The organism is Georgenia sp. EYE_87 (assembly GCF_023148685.1).
Lineage (GTDB): Bacteria > Actinomycetota > Actinomycetes > Actinomycetales > Actinomycetaceae > Georgenia.
In genome coordinates this window covers 1-16,036 of sequence record NZ_JAHXNL010000008.1, presented here as the reverse complement: position 1 = coordinate 16,036, position 16,036 = coordinate 1, and the positions used below count along the sequence as shown (strand labels likewise).

The following is a 16,036-nucleotide window of genomic DNA, read 5'->3' as shown; positions in this document are numbered from 1 at the left end:
GGTAAGCACCGGATGTGCTACCCGGGCGGGAGAGGCCACGGCGGCCCCGGAGGGGTTCACGGCATAACGCTTGCAGCACGGGGCCAACCTGCCGTTACGGCGATGAGCCGTCCGGATGAACGGATGGTGGCCGCACGGGCACGGACGGCGGGTCGGTCCCGCGGGTCAGTCGCGCAGCCCGGGCCGCACGAGCCCGTGGTCGAACGCGAGGACGACGGCGGCGGCGCGGTCGCGCAGGTGCAGCTTGGCGAAGACGTTGCCCAGGTGGGTCTTGACCGTGCCCTCGCCGAGGTAGAGGCGCGCGGCGATCTCGGCGTTGTTCAGGCCCGCGCCGACGAGGGTGAGGACCTCGCGCTCGCGGGGCGTGAGCACGTCGAGGGCGTCGTCGGGCAGGAGGGTGACGCCGTCGCGGTAGGCGGTGAGCACGCGGCCGGTGACGGCCGGGTCGAGCCAGGATCCGCCGTCGGCGACCGTACGGACGGCGCGCTGGAGGTCCTCGGCGGGCACGCCCTTGAGTAGGAACCCGGCGGCGCCGGCGCGCAGCGCCCCGGCGAGGATCTCGTCGTCCTCGAAGGTGGTCAGCACGAGCACCGGCACGGGGTGGTCGGAGGCGAGCAGGCGGGCGGTGGCGGTGACGCCGTCGGTGCCGGGCATCCGGACGTCCATGACGACGACGTCGGGCCGCAGCTCCGCACAGGCGGCGACCACGCCGCCACCGTCGTCGAGCTCGCCGACGACGTCGAAGCCGAACCGCGGCCGCAGGATGCCGCGCAGGCCGGCGCGGATGAGGTCCTGGTCGTCGACGAGCAGGACGCGTACGGGGTCGCTCATGCGATCCTCTCCGTCTCGGGGACGAGCGTGCTCGGGAGCACGGCCGCCACGTGCCAGCCGGTGGCCGTCGGGCCTGCTGTCAGGGTGCCGCCGAGGCACTCCGCCCGCTCGCGCATGCCGCGGATACCGGCGCCGTCGTCCCCGCCGTCGCCGGGCTCGGTGACCGGGTTGTCGACGCTCAGCCGCACGCCGTCGCCGGTGATCTCGAGGCGCACGTCGGCGGGGGAGCGGGGCGCGTGCCGGGCGACGTTGGTCAGCGCCTCCTGCAGGATCCGGTAGACGGTGAGGCCGCCGGTGGCGGTGAGTGCGGCGCGGTCGCCGGTCACCTCGAGGCGGACCGGCGTGCCCGCGTGGCGGAAGGACTCCGCGAGCTCGTCCAGCTGGCCGGCGCCCGGCATGGGGGCGAGGGAGCGGGGTTCGTGGTCGCGCAGCACGCCGACGGCCTGACGCACCTCGGTGAGGCTGCGGCGGCCGAGCCGCTCTGCCTCCTCCAGGGACGCGCGCGCCTCGGCGGGGTCCTCGTCCAGGGCCAGGCGCGCGCTGGTGACGTGCAGGAGGGAGACGGTCAGGGCGTGCCCGACGACGTCGTGGATCTCGCGGGCGATCCGGGTGCGCTCCTCGAGGCGGGCGCTCTCGGCCAGCCCGGCCTGCGCGGCCCGGAGCCGCTCGAGGAGGTCCTGCTGGCGGCGGACCAGCACGCCCAGGACGGCGGTGAACAGGGCGCCGGCGATCCAGGCGCCCCAGCCGAGGTCCGCGGGGTAGAGGACCCACTGGACCGCGGCGGTGAGGACGACGCCCGCGGTGAGCAGGAAAGTTTCCGCCCGTCCGGCGCCGAGCGCGCACCAGGCCACCAGGATGAACAGGGCGAACCAGCCGAGGTTGGACGCGACACCCCACGACACCGCGGTGGCCGCTGCTCCGGCCACCACCGCGCCGACCAGGAGAGCCCACCCGGTGGTCGCGCGGACCGCAAGGACGACGGCGACGGCGCCCGCCACCAGCGCGGCGGGCACCGCCACCGCGACAGGCTGCCGGCCGAAGAAGATCCCGGCGGCGACGAACAGCGCGAGCGCTACCGGGGCCGCGACCCGCGCCGTCCGGTCCGTCATGGCCGCGAGTCTAGAGCGGGCCGCTGGCGGCGGTGGCATGCCCCGATGCTCTCGGGGCGCGTGGTCCGGCGCATCGGCCGCGGGGGAGAGGGCCGCCTCTGCCCGGTGGGCGAGACGGCGCGGCCGGTGACCGGTGCGCCGACGGCCCGGGTCAGCCCGGGGCCGCGGTGAGCGGCTCCAGCACGGCGACCGGGATGGTCCGCCCGGCCTTGCGCGCGTACCGCTCGACCTCCGGCACCCGGGCGAGCACCACGTCGCGCCAGACCGTGTCCCGCTCCGCGCCGGTGAGCTCGCGCGGGCGCGCCCGGAGATGCCTCGACCGGATCTGGACCTCGGCCGTGGCGGCCCGGCGCAGGTTCCGGAACCAGTCGGGGTCGCTCGGCGAGCCCGATCCGGTGCCCCACACGACGAACCCGTCGGCGGTCTCGAGGTAGCGCACGCAGGTCGAGCGGGGGATCCCCGTCCGACGCCCCGGGGTCGTGATCATCAGGACGGTCACCTTCTTGCTGCCGCTGGACAGCCTTCCGTCGAGCGTGCGGTACAGCCAGACCCCGATCCGGCCGCCCGTGCGCCTCAGCGTCTTCCGCCACCTGTCCACATCCGCACCTCCATCGATGCCCGGCCACGAGCAGGGAGCGCCACGTGCCGGGGACATCACGGATGCGACGTGCCCCGGTGCACCGACGACCGTGTCGGGGTAGGGCCTGCCTCTTCACCGTACCGCCGCCGCCTCCGGGCCTCACCTGAGGGCGGCCTCCCTCGCCCGGGGGAGCGCTGCGGACCCGGACCACCGTCGCGGGTGATCCGCCCGCGCTCGCGGCTGACGAGGGTGGAGGCATGAGACACGCGATCAACCCCACCACGTACTGGACGCTCGCCGCCGGCGCAGGACTCGTCCTTGCCGCCACCGGCCCCGACCTCGCCCTCGCAAACCACCTGCCCACCCCGACCGCCGCGCTCGCCGGGCTGATGCCGCTGCCGGTGTTCCTCGTCGTCGCCGCCGCGCTGGCCGCCGTCCTCGCCGCGACGGCGGCCCGGTTCACCTCGGAGGCGAACGCGTCCGACGCCGGAGCTCCCCGCCGCCGCGACGGCGCAGCCCGCCCGGTGATGGTCGGGGCCGTCGCCGGCGCCGCCCTGGCACTGCTCACACTCACCGCCGGCCTGCTGGCGCTCGTGGGGTACCTGCCCCTCGCGCTCGTCATGGCACCGTTCCACGAAGGCATGCGCGACTCGCTGGTACGCACCTTCGACGCCAGCCTCGTCGTCCAGCTGATCGTGGTCGCGGGCGTCCTGCTGTGGGGCGCGGCAGCCCGGGAACATCTGCGCAGGCACCCCGTGCCAGTGCCGGCGTGGGCGCGCCCCGACGCCGCAGCCCGGTGGGGGAGATGGGCGGTGGCCGTCGCTGTCGTCCCGCCGCTGACCTACGCCCTCACCCGCTTCGTCTGGCTGGTCTACCCGCTCGGCTTTGACCCCGAATTCTGGGAGGTCGCGCGCTCGGAAGGGTCGCTGCTCGCCGGCGTCTGGCTTGGCGCATTCGCCGTCCTCGGAGCCATTCTCACCATCGGGCTCGTCCAGCGCTGGGGCGAGATCGTCCCGTCCTGGGTGCCGGGCATCGGCGGTCGCCGAGTGCCGCCTGCGGCCGCCGTCGTCCCCGCCACCTTCGTATCCATCATCGTCACCCCGGCGGGAATCTCGATGTTCCGCCAGGCGATGGCCGACGACATGGCCACCGAGATCATCGAGAACTGGGCAGCCGCAGGGCCGACTTTCCTGTGGCCGTTGTGGGGGCTGGCGCTCGGCGCGGCGACGCTGGCATACGCGCTGCGCCGCGCCGGCGAGCGGCGGGCGTCGGTGGATGCGGAAGTACGAATCCCGGTCCTCTGACTGGGTGGGCGCCCCGTCCGCCGTCGGCCGGCTACTCCTGCCCGAAACGCAGGCGGGCGGCGTCCGCCTGCTCGGCGTTGACGCGAACTGCACGAGCCTCCAAGAGAAAGGGTTGGTCGAGGTGATGGGAGGTTCGGGCAGACTTGCGGCCATGGCCGTCCCGAGGGTGCTGCTGCCGTTGACCAGCGCGGCGACGCCGCGCCGCGGGGTGCTCCTCGTCATCGGCGGCGTGGTCGCGGCGGCGTACGGGCTGCTCATTGCAGGGTTCGGCCAGATGTACGGACAGCCGGACGTCCCGAGCGCGGTAATCACTGCGCTCGTTGTCGTGACCGCTGCTATCGTCCTGGCCCCGCCGTTTCTCCACTCGGTGCGGGTCCTCGAGGCGCTCGCGGCCCGCACCTTCCTCGACGCCGACCTGCCCGTCCTGCCCGGACGCGGCACCAGTGCTAGCCTGCGCGGGGCGGCGTGGTACCTCACCCTGCTCGCTACCGGAGCGGTCGCAGTCCTCTCTCTGCTCGTCTGCGTGCCGGTCGCCGTCACGCTCGTGGCCCGGCAGTCGGGCGTCACCGTCCTGGACCGGACGCTCGGCGCGCTCGGCGGCCTGCCGGTGGTGCCCGCCGTCGTTCTCGCGGTCGTCCTCCTAGTGGTGCCCGCTTATGTCTTCTGGTGGCTCGGCGAGCTTCTCCGCCTCCTCGCGCCGGTGCTGCTCGGGCCGTCCGCGCAGGAGCGGATCGCACAGCTCGAGGAGGAGAAGCGCCAGCTCGCGGCCCGCGACGCCCTCGCCCGGGACCTGCACGACAGCGTCGGTCACGCCCTGACAGTCACCTCGCTTCAGGCCGCAGCCGCCGAGCGGGCACTCGACCGTGATCCCGAGTTCGTCCGCTCCGCGCTCGCCGCGATCGCAGGCACCGGTCGGGACGCCGCGGCGGAGCTCGACCGTGCGCTTGGACTGCTTCGGCAGGGCGAAGCCCCGACTGCTGCGGAGGCCGCCGCGGGCGACCGGACACTCGCCGACCTGCCCACGCTCGCCCGCGAACTGCGCACCGCGGGTGCCGAGGCCACGCTCGCTCTGCCGGCCACGGACCAAGTGCCGCCCCTCGTCTCCCGAGCCTGCTACGCCGTTGTCCGTGAGGCGACGACGAACGCCCTACGCCACGGGGACGGCAGCGTCGGCATCGCCATCGAGCTCGCCGGCTCCGCCGTCGGGATCGAAGTGGTCAATGGCCTGGCCGGTGGGGGAGCCGGTAGCCCCGGGACCGGGCGGGGCCTGGCCGGGATGCGGGAGAGGGCCGTCGCTCTCGGTGGTGAGATGACCTGGGGCATCGAGGAGGGCCGGTGGGTGGTCCGCGCCCGGTTGCCGTGGGAGGCATAGTGACGGTGAAGGTCCTGCTCGTCGACGACGAGGCGCTTGTGCGCGGCGGCCTGCGGTACATCATCGACGCCGAGCCCGACCTCAAGGTGGTCGGCGAGGTCGCCGACGGCGCCGACGTGCCCGACGCCTTCGCCCGGACGCGTCCAGACGTCGTGTTGATGGACGTGCGGATGCCGGGCCGGGACGGCATTTCGGCCACGCGGGCGCTGCTCACACAGGCCGACCGTGTGGGTGCCGTGGCTCCGCGGGTGCTCGTCCTGACGACCTTCGAGAACGACGACTACGTCCTTGACGCCCTGCGCGCGGGCGCGAGCGGGTTCCTCCTCAAGCGGGCCCACCCGGAGCAGGTGCTCGAGGGCATCCGGGTGGTCGCGCGCGGGGAGGCGCTTCTGTTCCCGACGGCGCTGCGCCGGCTCGTCGCCGCATCCGCCACGGCCGAGAACGGCGACCGGCTCGTCCGAGCCCAGCTGTCCGAGCGGGAGCAGGAAGTGCTCCGGCTCCTCGCGTCCGGGCTATCGAACGCGGAGATCAGCGCGAAACTGTTCCTAGGCACCGAGACGGTCAAGACACACGTCGGCTCGATCCTGGCCAAGCTTGGGGTGCGGGACCGTACCCAGGCCGTCGTGCGTGCCTACGAGTCGGGGTTCGTGCGTCCGGGAATTGCCTAAGCTTCCAGCTCCTCCAGTAGTGCTGCCGCCGACCGTCTGCCCGCCTTGGCCGGAGCCCCTTGCTGCCGTTCCGAAGCCCGATTGTACGGTCGCGTGGCTCGTGCCTGAAGTTGACGAGGGTGGGATGGGCGCCTGGCGCCTGCCGGCGTGGAGATAGGAGCGGGCGTGTTGAGCAGTTCGTCCTGATCATTCATTGTTCTGAGGTCGTACCCAGGCAGCGATGCGGTGCGCGAGCGACGGCTTCGTAAGTCGATGCTGGAAGTAAACCGGCACGCGGGCGCCTTCCATCCGTTCAACGTCGAAGAATGACATGTAGCCGTCCGCGATAAAAACTAGATCACCACGCTCTAGCGAGATGTGCGCTGGGGTACCCCATGCTTCTTCCGGCGCGCTCTCGTAGGGACGTTCTAGGTGGATCAGAGTGCCCTGGTGGTTGTGCCACGAACCAAGTACCAGCCGTGCTGTCGAATCGGCGAGGGGCCTGTCGGACCAAGTGCTCGCCAGATATCGAAGGAATCTGTCATAGCGCCGTGCGTCTCTGAGGACTCTCCTACCGACACGGTCCTGGTATGCGGTCGGCGTGACTCGCTGACGTGGTGGCGCGCCGGAGTGGAGGAACAACGTGCTGTCGGTGCAAGGATGCTTCGACCACGGGGGACCGAGTTCGTCGAAGTATACGCGGCTCCCGTGTTCATTCGCATAGAAGAAGACGGAAGCACCGCAGACAGGACACGATGCATTAGGCCGGAGCCACCGGGCGGAGTACGGCTTCTCCTGTGATCGAGGTGCGGCTGCCATCGGGATCATCCTGGATGGCCGCGCAGACGGCTCCCGACTTGATGACGAGCGCAGGGTGTTGCGGTAGCCGCCGCTTGATCGAGTGACCATGTGGCTGGAAACCCAGACCCTCTGGCCGTTGGGGCCTCTGCGATAGTGACCTCGGCGGCGGTAAGTCGTCACACTGCCATCGTCTCAACAGGTGCGCCGTCCGTGTTGCGTTTCGGATCGCCGTAGGACGCTCCCAATACACTGAGTTCCTTAGGCGAGCTAGCTAATCCGTTTACGGCCCCGCACACACGCCGGACGACTGACTCATTGTTACGGCGAGCCGCCAACCGAATGGACTGGCCTGGACCAATCTTCTCGAATGGGACTCCATGCCGTTCGCCGTGGTCAAATGCGCGAGGTCCGATAGTCAACGGTAACGGTAACGTGGGGGCGAACACGATCGCCTTAAGACCTCGTCCACTTCAAAGATGCCGATGCAGGTTGAGCATGTGTCGATCTAGCAGGACCGGGTTTCAGTAGTTCGGCGAGGAGCGGCGCACGCAGTTAGACAGAATGCTCCTCGGCCGTTGCCCGGCCCCTGCCGCATTGCATGCCGTGTGCCGGCTGGTGCAGCGTGCCGAGCCGGCCACGTCATCGTAGACGGATGCCAATGCCCTTGCCGATCCGCAGGGTGACTCGGCCGCGGGAGTTCACAGTGATCGGGCCAAGCCGATGGCTGTATGAGACGCCCGACTTGGAGGCATTGATGCGGCCACGCTTACCAACCCTCTTGCTCTTCCGGAAGTAGAAGCCCATGCCGGTATTGTCCCGTAACGCGTACAGTCCTTGGGCCGATACGGGCCAACAAGTTGTTCCGTGGGGCCGCGGGTCCGAGGCGCCGCTCACCGTCACTCTTTTAAAAGACCTCGAAGCGCACCTCGGTGAACCCGAGCGTCGGTCGCCGGAGGGCAACCGGGGGCGGCCGCCCGCGATGTCGCTGCACTTAGGCCATGCGGAGGTCCGTCCGTGCCTGCGCAAGACGCTGTGCTGCGCCCTCGAGATGCGGCTGAATGACAGCGGCACGCGCCGAAGCCTCTCGTGCTATGCGGCTGAGCTCGTTAGGCGCCATCTGAAGTTGCTGCTCGATCAGGCGGCGCCGTACTTGAAACGTCGCCTTGGTGGCGTCGCGGTCGGCCTTGATCGACGGGTGGTTCGGATCGAAGCGGAACCTGCGCTCTTGTTCACGGCGCCAGGCGACCATGCTGTGGGTGAGAGCATCTCCGAAACCGCGGACCTGACGAATCCTTGTCGCGTCTATGTCCGCTGCAGTTTCGATGCCGAAAGACCGTAACGCGGCCTTCCGAGTTGGGCCGAGCCCCCGAATGTTCGCCGTGTCGATGAAGGCGGCCTGGAGGTGCCGCAGAAGCTGCCGCTCGCGCACTGTGGCGTCCAGCTTCGCAAGTTGCCGCCGCTCAAACTCTGCGAGATGCCGGTACTCGTCAGCGAGGCCAGCGAGCTCTTGCCTGCGCGAGTGGAACCGGCCGATGGTCTCTCGTTCCAGACGCGACGTCTGTCTCTGAAACTCTTCCTGAGCGGCTTGCAGCTCCGCTTCGCGCGACCTTCGCTCGGCTTTTAGGGGCTTTGCGCGGGCGGTGACGCCGGCCCACCCCGCCACACCGACAAGGAACATCCACAAGGCGAGGTCGGGCAAACCTGCGACGAGACCGACCGTTATGGCGACGACCAAGATGCGCAGGACTCTGATGTTGCCACGGGAGGGCACACCCGGAGGGAGTGGCTTCGCCTCGACGTCAATGCGTTCAGGGACGGGTTGGGGTATAGGAGGGGGAGCCTGCACGCGCTCGACGAGTGCCCAAGCCTTCTCCAAGACGAAGCCAGACTGGGTATAGGTGACCTTGGTGCCTAGATCGATGAAAAGAGTGACACCCTGCCCTTCGAGGGCGCACCACGGGCAGGCACGGAGGTTGCCGGGGAAGCGGTGCGTTCGGCTGACGTTGCAGTTCCGGATGGAGCGGCGTACCTCATCTAAAGCGTGCTTCCACTGCGTCGCTGACGGCCGGCCGCCCTGGAGGCCCTTCTCAGTGAACGCCTCGTAGAACATTTTCTGCACCTCGCCCGGGACAACTGAGGCGGGCACGCTTCGCGGCGGTGGAGTTAGTCCTCGGCTTTGGCTGTCCGCGCTGTACGCGTACCTAAGGTGGCGGATGTCGGTGGTCATATCTGCGCCGACATGGTCGAGCAGTGGAACCCCGGCATAGGGGTGGCGTCCTGCGAAGAGCAAATGAAATATTAGGACGGCTAAACCGAAATTGTCGTGATTGGGCGCACGTGTCACGGCCGCTAACGATGGACTGTCCTGCAGTTCGGGAGGGGTGAACTCAGGTACGCCCACCTTGCACCGATACAACGAGCCGCGGGGGTCGGAAATCTGGAAGGAGTCGGCGTCCACTAGCGATATTCGGGCATCCTTAGCAACGTATATCCCGTTCTGGTTCACGTCCCCGATGACGTGCCCGTGATTGTGCACGACAGCGAAGGCCGCCGCTGTGTTGCGCGCTGCCAGCAAGAGAAACTCCCAGGTGGCACCTGGGTGTTCAGCCTTGCGGTGGGCGGGGCTGTAGAAGGCGTGGACTGGAGCTTGGTCGTCTGCGAGCTTTGGCATCACAAACCCAACAACCGTTCCCCTTTGGTCGTGAAGGGTTGTTTCTGGCCACGCGACGAAACTTAGGAGAGTGTCGTCGGCGTTGTTTGCCATGAGCTGCAGCTTCGACTGGCGCTCTCTGTCCGGCGGCCTGTGATACACCTTCGCCACGCGGTCGGGCCTGGCTGAAATTGTAAAGACAGATCCCTCGCCGCCACGGCCTATCTCCTTGGCGAGCTTGACGGGAGTTCCGGATCCTGTAACAAGGACGGTGCTCATGGTGTTACCTCAGTGTCGATTTTTATCCCGTTGACACCACGGTTGTCTCGGTCGTCGGGAGTATATGCGTTAGCCCCATCCTGACCGAGAGGGGACGGGTTGTCCTGCTCATGATTCGCTCCGCCGGGCGTCACGACCTGCTTCTCGCCCTGGTGAACCGCCAACGCCAAAGTCTTGTCGTCGTCTGTCCGACTATTCACCGCGTCGCTATTGAGGAACCGTACGAGGGCGCCGGTCAGCCTGTCCTGCCAGCAGAATTCTTCGTCCGGCGTCGTAGGTGAGGATAATGAGTCGAAGAAGGGGGCGAAGAACCGGGGGTGAGCTGTGTTCTCTGCCTGATTTAAGGCTAATGGTTCCAAACCGTCAGTGAAGGCTGCCGCTCTAACCGCACTCTTATCGTAATGACGAACTTCGACGATCTCATGGGCGTCGGCCTCGGTCACGAAGCGAGTCGCATTGGCGTATTCTCCTCCCATCGGTTCGATCGGGACGAAAAGACCATTACCGAAATCGAGGACTATGCCGCCATCGCCGATCTGGACCGCCAAGGTGCCGTGCTCGGCGGACGAAAGTACCGCCAAGAAGGTGCACGCGTACTCACGGATAGGTATGCCGGAGTTATCGCTCTGCGCCGTTAGAGCACCACGAACTGCGTTTACAAGGTCGCGTCCGGAAGTTTCCGTGAAGAGCCCGGGAAGATCGTCGTGCGCCCTGCTGGTGACGAAGGCGATCGCCTCGCGCACTGCATTCTGCGCCCCGTCATGCCCACGACTGGCCGAGCCAGCCCCGTCGGCGACAAATATTGTTAGGAGCGCCGCACCGTCGACTTCCTCGACGCTGGCCCAGCAGTCGTCCTGGCACGGGACTCCCGAAGCGCTATGGGATGTGCCCTCCTGGGACGCGAAGAGCACGCGCCACGTCACACCGCGGCCCACCCAGCGGGAGACTCCAACGACACTTCGGTGCCAGGGACGGACTGCGACACGGACTGCAGAGAGCTTGAGAGCCACATGAAGAGCTCACGGAAGTTCAGCCCCTGTAGCGGCAGCGGTGCGCGGGAACTGATCTTCCCCAACGTGTCCATGTCGGCCCCCTGAACGCCGATTGCGAAGAAGGCGAACTTCTTGGACGCCTCGCCCTCGCGGACGAGGCTTGCTGCTTCGTGCCAGGAATCGGTGGGCGCGCCGTCAGTAATCAAGAAGATCCAGGGCCGGTAGTACTTGACGCCATTGTCCCGGTATACCTGCTTGCGTTCGTGCACCATCCCGACAGCCTGGGCGATGGCGGACCCCATTGGAGTGTTGCCTTGAGGCGTAAGCGTGGGGGCCTGGAACGACATGGCGCCGACGAACTCCTGCTTCGTCTCGACCGGTCCGAAGGTGACGATTCCGATCTCGACGCGCTTGCTCGCGAGGCTGTCGCCCCGGATCTGCTCCTCGAGCACTCGCAGGCCGTCGTTCAGCTCCTCGATTGGCTTCCCTGACATTGAGTACGAGACGTCCAGAAGTAACAGCAGCGGGACTCGGGGTTCCGGATTGTCTGCGAAGTCTACTTCTGGATTGTGCTTGAACTCGAACCCGTCGTACCCGACCTGGTCTGTCATAACGCCGTTCCCCTTTGAGTATGCAAGTGGCGAGGACGACTGTATCGCCGGAAGGCAGTCAGTGTCCGACAAACGTCCCTATTCTCCCAGTCGAGCGGCTCGAGCTGATGCACTCTGCTCGGGGGCTCTCCTGAGTTTGGTCACCGCGCCGCGCTTCAAGATCGGGCAGCTCGTTGACCTGCGGTGATGGGTGTGGAGGCGGCGGTTTTGAGGCACTAATTGGTGCTCTACCGTGGGGCGCGTGGCGTGGATTCGGCGGGTACGGACGGCCTCGGGAGCGACGGCCGTGCAGATCGCTGAGTCCGTCAAGGGCCGTCGACGGATCCTCGCCCACGTCGGGTCGGCGCATACCGAGGCCGAGGTCGGGCTGCTCCTCGAGCGGGCGCGGGAGCTGCTGGATGACCCGGGACAGGGCGAGCTCGACCTTGGCCTCGAGCCCGTGGCACCGAGGACGACGCTGATCGGCCGGCCCGGGGTGCCGGCCCTCTTCGGCGAGCCGGGCCCGGCGGTACGTGAGCGGGGGCCGGTGGCACCGCCGCGGGTGGTGGGGACCGCCTCGCGGTGCTCTACGACGCACTGACCGCGGTGTTCACCGATCTAGGGTTCGACGCCCTGGGTGACGTGGTGTTCCGGGATCTGGTGATCGCCCGGATCGTGGAGCCGACCTCGATCCTGGACACCGCCCGGGTGCTGACCGACCTCGGCGCCAGGCCGGCGAGCGAGAAGACGATGCGCCGCACCCTGGCCCGGGCCGCGGCCGGCGAGGGGCCGGGCGCTTACCGGGACAAGATCGCCGCGTTGTGCTTCACCCATGCTGCGACCAGCGGTGATGTCTCGCTGTGCTTGTACGACGTGACGACGTTGTACTTCGAGGCGGAGAAGGAGGACGACCTGCGCAAGGTCGGGTTCTCCAAGGAACGCCGCGTCGACCCCCAGATCGTCGTCGGTCTGCTCGTCGACCGGCACGGGTTCCCGCTCGAGATCGGCTGCTAAGAGGGCAATCATGCCGAGACGGCAACGATCGTGCCGATCGTCAAGCAGTTCCAGGACCGGCACAACATCGAGGACATGGTCGTCGTCGCCGACGCCGGCATGCTCTCGGCGGCCAATCTGGCCGCGCTGGAGGAGGCGAACCTGCGCTTCATCGTCGGCTCCTGGGTGACCAAGGCGCCGATGGACCTGGCCTCGCACTTCCGTTGGCACGGGGATGCGTTCACCGACGCCCAGGTCATCGACACCATCACCCCCAGGACCGGCCGGCGCAGCGAGAACAACGACGCGGTTCGTGTCGAGCCGGTCTGGGACCTGGAGCAGCATCCGGGGTCGTGGCGGGCGGTGTGGTCCTACTCGGCGAAGCGGGCGGCGCGGGACGCAAAGACGCTCACTCTGCAGGAGAACAAGGCCCGGGCCGTCGTCGCCGGAGAGAAGGCCGCCCGCACCCCGCGGTTCGTCAGGACCACCGGTGACGCGCGCAGCCTCGACGAAGCCGCCCTGACCCGCGCCCGGCGCTTGGTCGGGCTGAAGGGCTACGTGACGAACATCCCCGCTCGGCTGATGCCCGCCGGTGAGGTCGTTGGGTCCTACCACGAGCTCTGGCACGTCGAGCAGTCCTTCCGAATGTCCAAGACCGATCTGGCCGCCCGGCCGATGTTCGTGCGGACCGGGGACGCGATCGAGGCCCACCTGACCATCGTGTTCACCGCACTGGCCGTCTCCCGCGAGGTTCAGCTGACGCTCCGGGCTCGCGATCCGCAACGTCGTCCGCCAGGTACGGCCGCTGCGCTCGGCGACCATCACGGCCAACGGCGCCACCCAGACCATCCCGCCGCAGATCGACCCCGACCGACAAGCCATCATCGACACCCTCACGACCGGCAAGACTCAGGCACCAACCGAATGACCGAACTCAGGTCATAACGCCGTTCCCCTTTGAGTATGCAGATGGCGAGGACGACTGTATCGCCGGAAGGCAGTCAGTGTCCGACAAACGTCCCTATTCTCCCAGTCGAGCGGCTCGAGCTGATGCCCCCTGCTCGGGGGCTCTAGCGGGCGCGTTCGCCGCGATCGGGACGATCCTTATCCTCGGGGTGGTTCTGTGGTTGGGACGAGGTCGTTCCATATCGGGTGCCGGGCCTCGGCGGTCGGCGTTTTCGCCTGCGGCAGCCCATGTCCCGGCGACGTTCGTCTCGATCATCATCGTCCCGGCCCGGGACCTTCAACCATCCGGCAGTGGCGGACCGCGCACTGGCGCTGGAGAATGGGGAACTATGCAGCCGCAGGTCCTCCTGTCGCCGATGGGAGGCTGAGGTTCGGCGCGGGGACAGTGGTCTACGCGGTTCGGCGCGGCGGAGGTCGAACCCGGGTGCCACGACGGGGCTTCACAAATGACGTGAGGCCATTTGGCGATCTGCAGGGGGTGCGGCGGGGCATGCACCGTCGACAATCTCCGATGCGATCTTGTCCAGTTGTGCAAGTAGTCCCGTTGGTTGCTCAGAAAGGTCTATGGTCACTGCCCGAATCTCGACGTCGGCATGTCGGACATGATGGGTTGCGCCCGCCGCGTTTCCCTTCGCGTAGATGAGATATCCCGTCGGCAATCGTAGGGCCGTGCAGTAGGCGAGCATTTGGTAGAGGTCGGCGTCTGGGAAGCCCGCGGGCTTCTCAGCTTTATATTTGGCGTCAACGACGGCGGACGGCCCCGATGTGTCCGCGTACCAGACGAGGTCGGGTTTCATGCGCACGGTGCGGCCGACGTCGAGATGCCATGGGTCCTGTGTGGCGACCCGGCCGCCAGCCTGAAGCAGGAGCTTGCCGAGGTGGGCACAAAGGAAATCCTCGAAGACTTTGGCCATGTCGATGACGAAGCCCGAGACGGCCAACCCGGTCCCGGACCGTTCAAACGACGACGCCTTGACGATGACCTCGGCGAGAAACAACGCGCTGTGAAAGCGCGCATTGAGCCGGCTCGGCGCCCATCCCTCGAGTGGGGCGCCCCGATGCGCTGGAGAAACGCCAGCGAGAAGAAGATCCAACCGCTGCAACCGGTGACGGAGACGACGATCGAGTATTGGTAGGCGGCGGCAGATGGTTACAGCCGCGCGCAGCAGCCGGTTCTCGGCCGTGTCTACGGTGAAGTCGTCATAGCGCACCTCGACCGGCACAGGTAGAGCGAACCTTCGCCGGATCTGATCAGACTCGCGCAGTCGACCTCGTACGACGGGTATGGCTTCATCGACCGTGCGGTAGCCCTGCAGAAGTCCTTGCTGGAGCGCGCGCGAGGCGAGGCGCTCAAACGAGTCCACGACCGCGAGTAGGAGGTCTTCTGCGGGGGCGACGTTCACCGTGTCGTCGCGCCATCGGGCGGACTTCAGACTGCTCTCCAGCAGGAAGATCACGCGGCTGATAGGGACCTTCGGCCTGACGTGAACCTCGACGCTGCCGAGCGCGACGGTACCGACCTTGGACAGCGGCTGCAGGGTCCAAGCTCGTGTGCCCGGAATGAGTCGGGCATCGATAAAGCCAGTCTGTGCCAGGGCCATTCCGGTCTCGATGTCCAGGACGACGTCCAGCCCGGGGCCGTTCTCGACCAGGTCGACCCGGCGCCGCTTGGCCCCGAAATCCATCACTCTTCCGCAACGCCAGGCAACGCGGCCCGAAGTGCGGGTAGCCCGTATGTGCGTTGCACGTCCATGCCATCGTCGCCGTAGTGGAGCTCCTCAAGCAGAGGGAGGATGGACGTGCGCCAGATCCGGTCGAGCCCGGCGTCGCTCGCCACCTCGTCGGGCTTCATCAAGTACGCCGGTCCGATCTTGAAGTCCTTATCAGGGATGCGTGCGTTCAGGACGTCGAGCAGGTCGGCGGCGAGGGTGGGCAAGCCGTGGCGCCCGAGCCAGGTCCGAAGCATGCCCCGCAGGTGCGGGTCGTCTGGGTGGAGGGATAGGAATGCGAACCGTCGGCGCATGGCGGCGTCGACAAGCGCGATCGAACGATCGGCGGTATTCATTGTGCCGATGATGTAGACGTTCTTCGGTAAGGAGAAGTCGCGGCCCTCGTCGCCCGAGCCGTACATGAGATCGATGGTCCGTTCGCGGTACTCGAGCAGGAAATACAGCTCGCCGAAGACCTTGGCGAGGTTGGCCCTGTTGATCTCATCGATGATCAAGAAGTAGGGGTTGCCGGGGTCCTCCTTAGCCTGGTCGACGACCTTCCGGAAAGGACCGGGGGTGAGGGCGAAGCCGACCCGGCCGCTGTCATCGACTGTGGTGGGCCGATAGCCCTCAAAGAAGTCCTCATAGGAGTAGGCCGGGTGGAACTGGACGAGCGTGACGTTGGCCCGGTCTGTCAGCTCTTCCGCCACGGCCAGTGCGATGAACGTCTTTCCCGTGCCGGGGGGACCGTGGAGGATGACCTGCCGTCTGGTACGCAGGAGGTCGGTGAGCTCGTTCAGCCACGGTGCCCCTACCAGGAGAAGCTCGACTACCTCCCCAGGGAGATCCGCAAGGGCGACTTCAGGTATGACGACCGTTGCGGTGCCGAGCAGTGCCTCGACGGAGTCGGCGACCTCGGTAAGGTCGACGACGGTGGCCGAGGACTTCAGTCGCGCTTGCAGAGCCTCGTCGAGCTGCGTGAAGTCGATTCCGTCGTGACTCCATGTGACGGCCCTGCGGATGGTGGTGCGGGTGTCGGCGTGCTCGCTGTGGACCGGTTCGCCCTGGATGTGGCCCAGGTAAACCGGCTCTTCGCAGTTGAGGGTGTAGTGCGGGTCGGCGCGTCGGTCGCCGGATAGGGGTCGAGGTCTTCCGAAGATGGAGGTTCTCACGCCACCCATCCGGAAGACCTCGACGTGCCCGACGCTACCTT

The 16,036-nt window shown here is 67.6% G+C and carries 12 protein-coding genes and 1 pseudogene; 4 read left to right on the top strand and 9 right to left on the bottom strand.

From position 1 onward, the window contains the following. Positions 1-165: 165 nt before the first annotated feature. The 3 genes from KZX45_RS12415 to KZX45_RS12405 form a co-directional block, all read right to left on the bottom strand. Positions 166-831 carry a response regulator transcription factor gene (locus KZX45_RS12415; RefSeq protein ID WP_248258061.1) on the bottom strand — a complete coding sequence of 222 codons (666 nt, stop codon included), beginning with the start codon at positions 829-831 and terminating at the stop codon, positions 166-168. Further along, positions 828-1,940: a sensor histidine kinase gene (locus KZX45_RS12410; RefSeq protein ID WP_248258060.1), complete on the bottom strand. Its 1,113-nt coding sequence runs from the start codon at positions 1,938-1,940 to the stop codon at positions 828-830. The genes KZX45_RS12415 and KZX45_RS12410 overlap by 4 nt, the downstream gene beginning before the upstream one ends. 151 nt (positions 1,941-2,091) lie before the next feature. After that, positions 2,092-2,538: a nitroreductase/quinone reductase family protein gene (locus tag KZX45_RS12405; protein ID WP_248258059.1), complete on the bottom strand. Its 447-nt coding sequence runs from the start codon at positions 2,536-2,538 to the stop codon at positions 2,092-2,094. A gap of 239 nt (positions 2,539-2,777) precedes the next feature. Between KZX45_RS12405 and KZX45_RS12400 the strand changes: the two genes are divergently transcribed. From KZX45_RS12400 to KZX45_RS12390, 3 genes are all read left to right on the top strand, one after another. After that, positions 2,778-3,824: a hypothetical protein gene (locus KZX45_RS12400; RefSeq protein ID WP_248258058.1), complete on the top strand. Its 1,047-nt coding sequence runs from the start codon at positions 2,778-2,780 to the stop codon at positions 3,822-3,824. A 151-nt stretch (positions 3,825-3,975) separates the two neighbouring features. Further along, positions 3,976-5,196: a sensor histidine kinase gene (locus KZX45_RS12395; protein ID WP_248258057.1), complete on the top strand. Its 1,221-nt coding sequence runs from the start codon at positions 3,976-3,978 to the stop codon at positions 5,194-5,196. Continuing rightward, complete coding sequence (locus KZX45_RS12390; protein ID WP_248258056.1) at positions 5,196-5,864, top strand: response regulator transcription factor; 669 nt, start codon at positions 5,196-5,198, stop codon at positions 5,862-5,864. The genes KZX45_RS12395 and KZX45_RS12390 overlap by 1 nt, the downstream gene beginning before the upstream one ends. Positions 5,865-7,283: 1,419 nt before the next feature. Here the strand turns inward: KZX45_RS12390 and KZX45_RS12385 are convergent. The 4 genes from KZX45_RS12385 to KZX45_RS12370 all read right to left on the bottom strand — a co-directional run bounded on the left by KZX45_RS12385 (position 7,284) and on the right by KZX45_RS12370 (position 11,176). Beyond that, positions 7,284-7,448, bottom strand: coding sequence for a DUF4236 domain-containing protein (locus KZX45_RS12385; RefSeq protein WP_248258055.1), 165 nt, complete (start codon positions 7,446-7,448; stop codon positions 7,284-7,286). A gap of 187 nt (positions 7,449-7,635) precedes the next feature. Further along, the gene (locus KZX45_RS12380; protein WP_248258054.1) at positions 7,636-9,573 is read right to left on the bottom strand and encodes a hypothetical protein; all 1,938 of its coding nucleotides are present in this window, start codon (positions 9,571-9,573) and stop codon (positions 7,636-7,638) included. Beyond that, complete coding sequence (locus tag KZX45_RS12375) at positions 9,570-10,484, bottom strand: PP2C family serine/threonine-protein phosphatase (RefSeq protein WP_248258053.1); 915 nt, start codon at positions 10,482-10,484, stop codon at positions 9,570-9,572. Before KZX45_RS12375 ends, KZX45_RS12380 begins: the two co-directional genes overlap by 4 nt. An 8-nt stretch (positions 10,485-10,492) precedes the next feature. Further along, positions 10,493-11,176, bottom strand: a complete 684-nt coding sequence (locus KZX45_RS12370; RefSeq protein ID WP_248258052.1) for a VWA domain-containing protein — start codon at positions 11,174-11,176, stop codon at positions 10,493-10,495. 241 nt (positions 11,177-11,417) lie between these two features. Between KZX45_RS12370 and KZX45_RS12365 the strand changes: the two are divergent. Next, positions 11,418-13,076, top strand: a pseudogene (locus KZX45_RS12365) (IS1634 family transposase). Between the two features lie 478 nt (positions 13,077-13,554). Here the strand turns inward: KZX45_RS12365 and KZX45_RS12360 are convergent. Continuing rightward, the gene (locus KZX45_RS12360; protein WP_248258051.1) at positions 13,555-14,799 is read right to left on the bottom strand and encodes an McrC family protein; all 1,245 of its coding nucleotides are present in this window, start codon (positions 14,797-14,799) and stop codon (positions 13,555-13,557) included. Further along, positions 14,799-16,036, bottom strand: a 1,238-nt coding sequence (locus tag KZX45_RS12355) for an McrB family protein (protein ID WP_248258050.1), incomplete at its 5' end; no start/stop codon positions are given. The genes KZX45_RS12360 and KZX45_RS12355, both read right to left, overlap by 1 nt.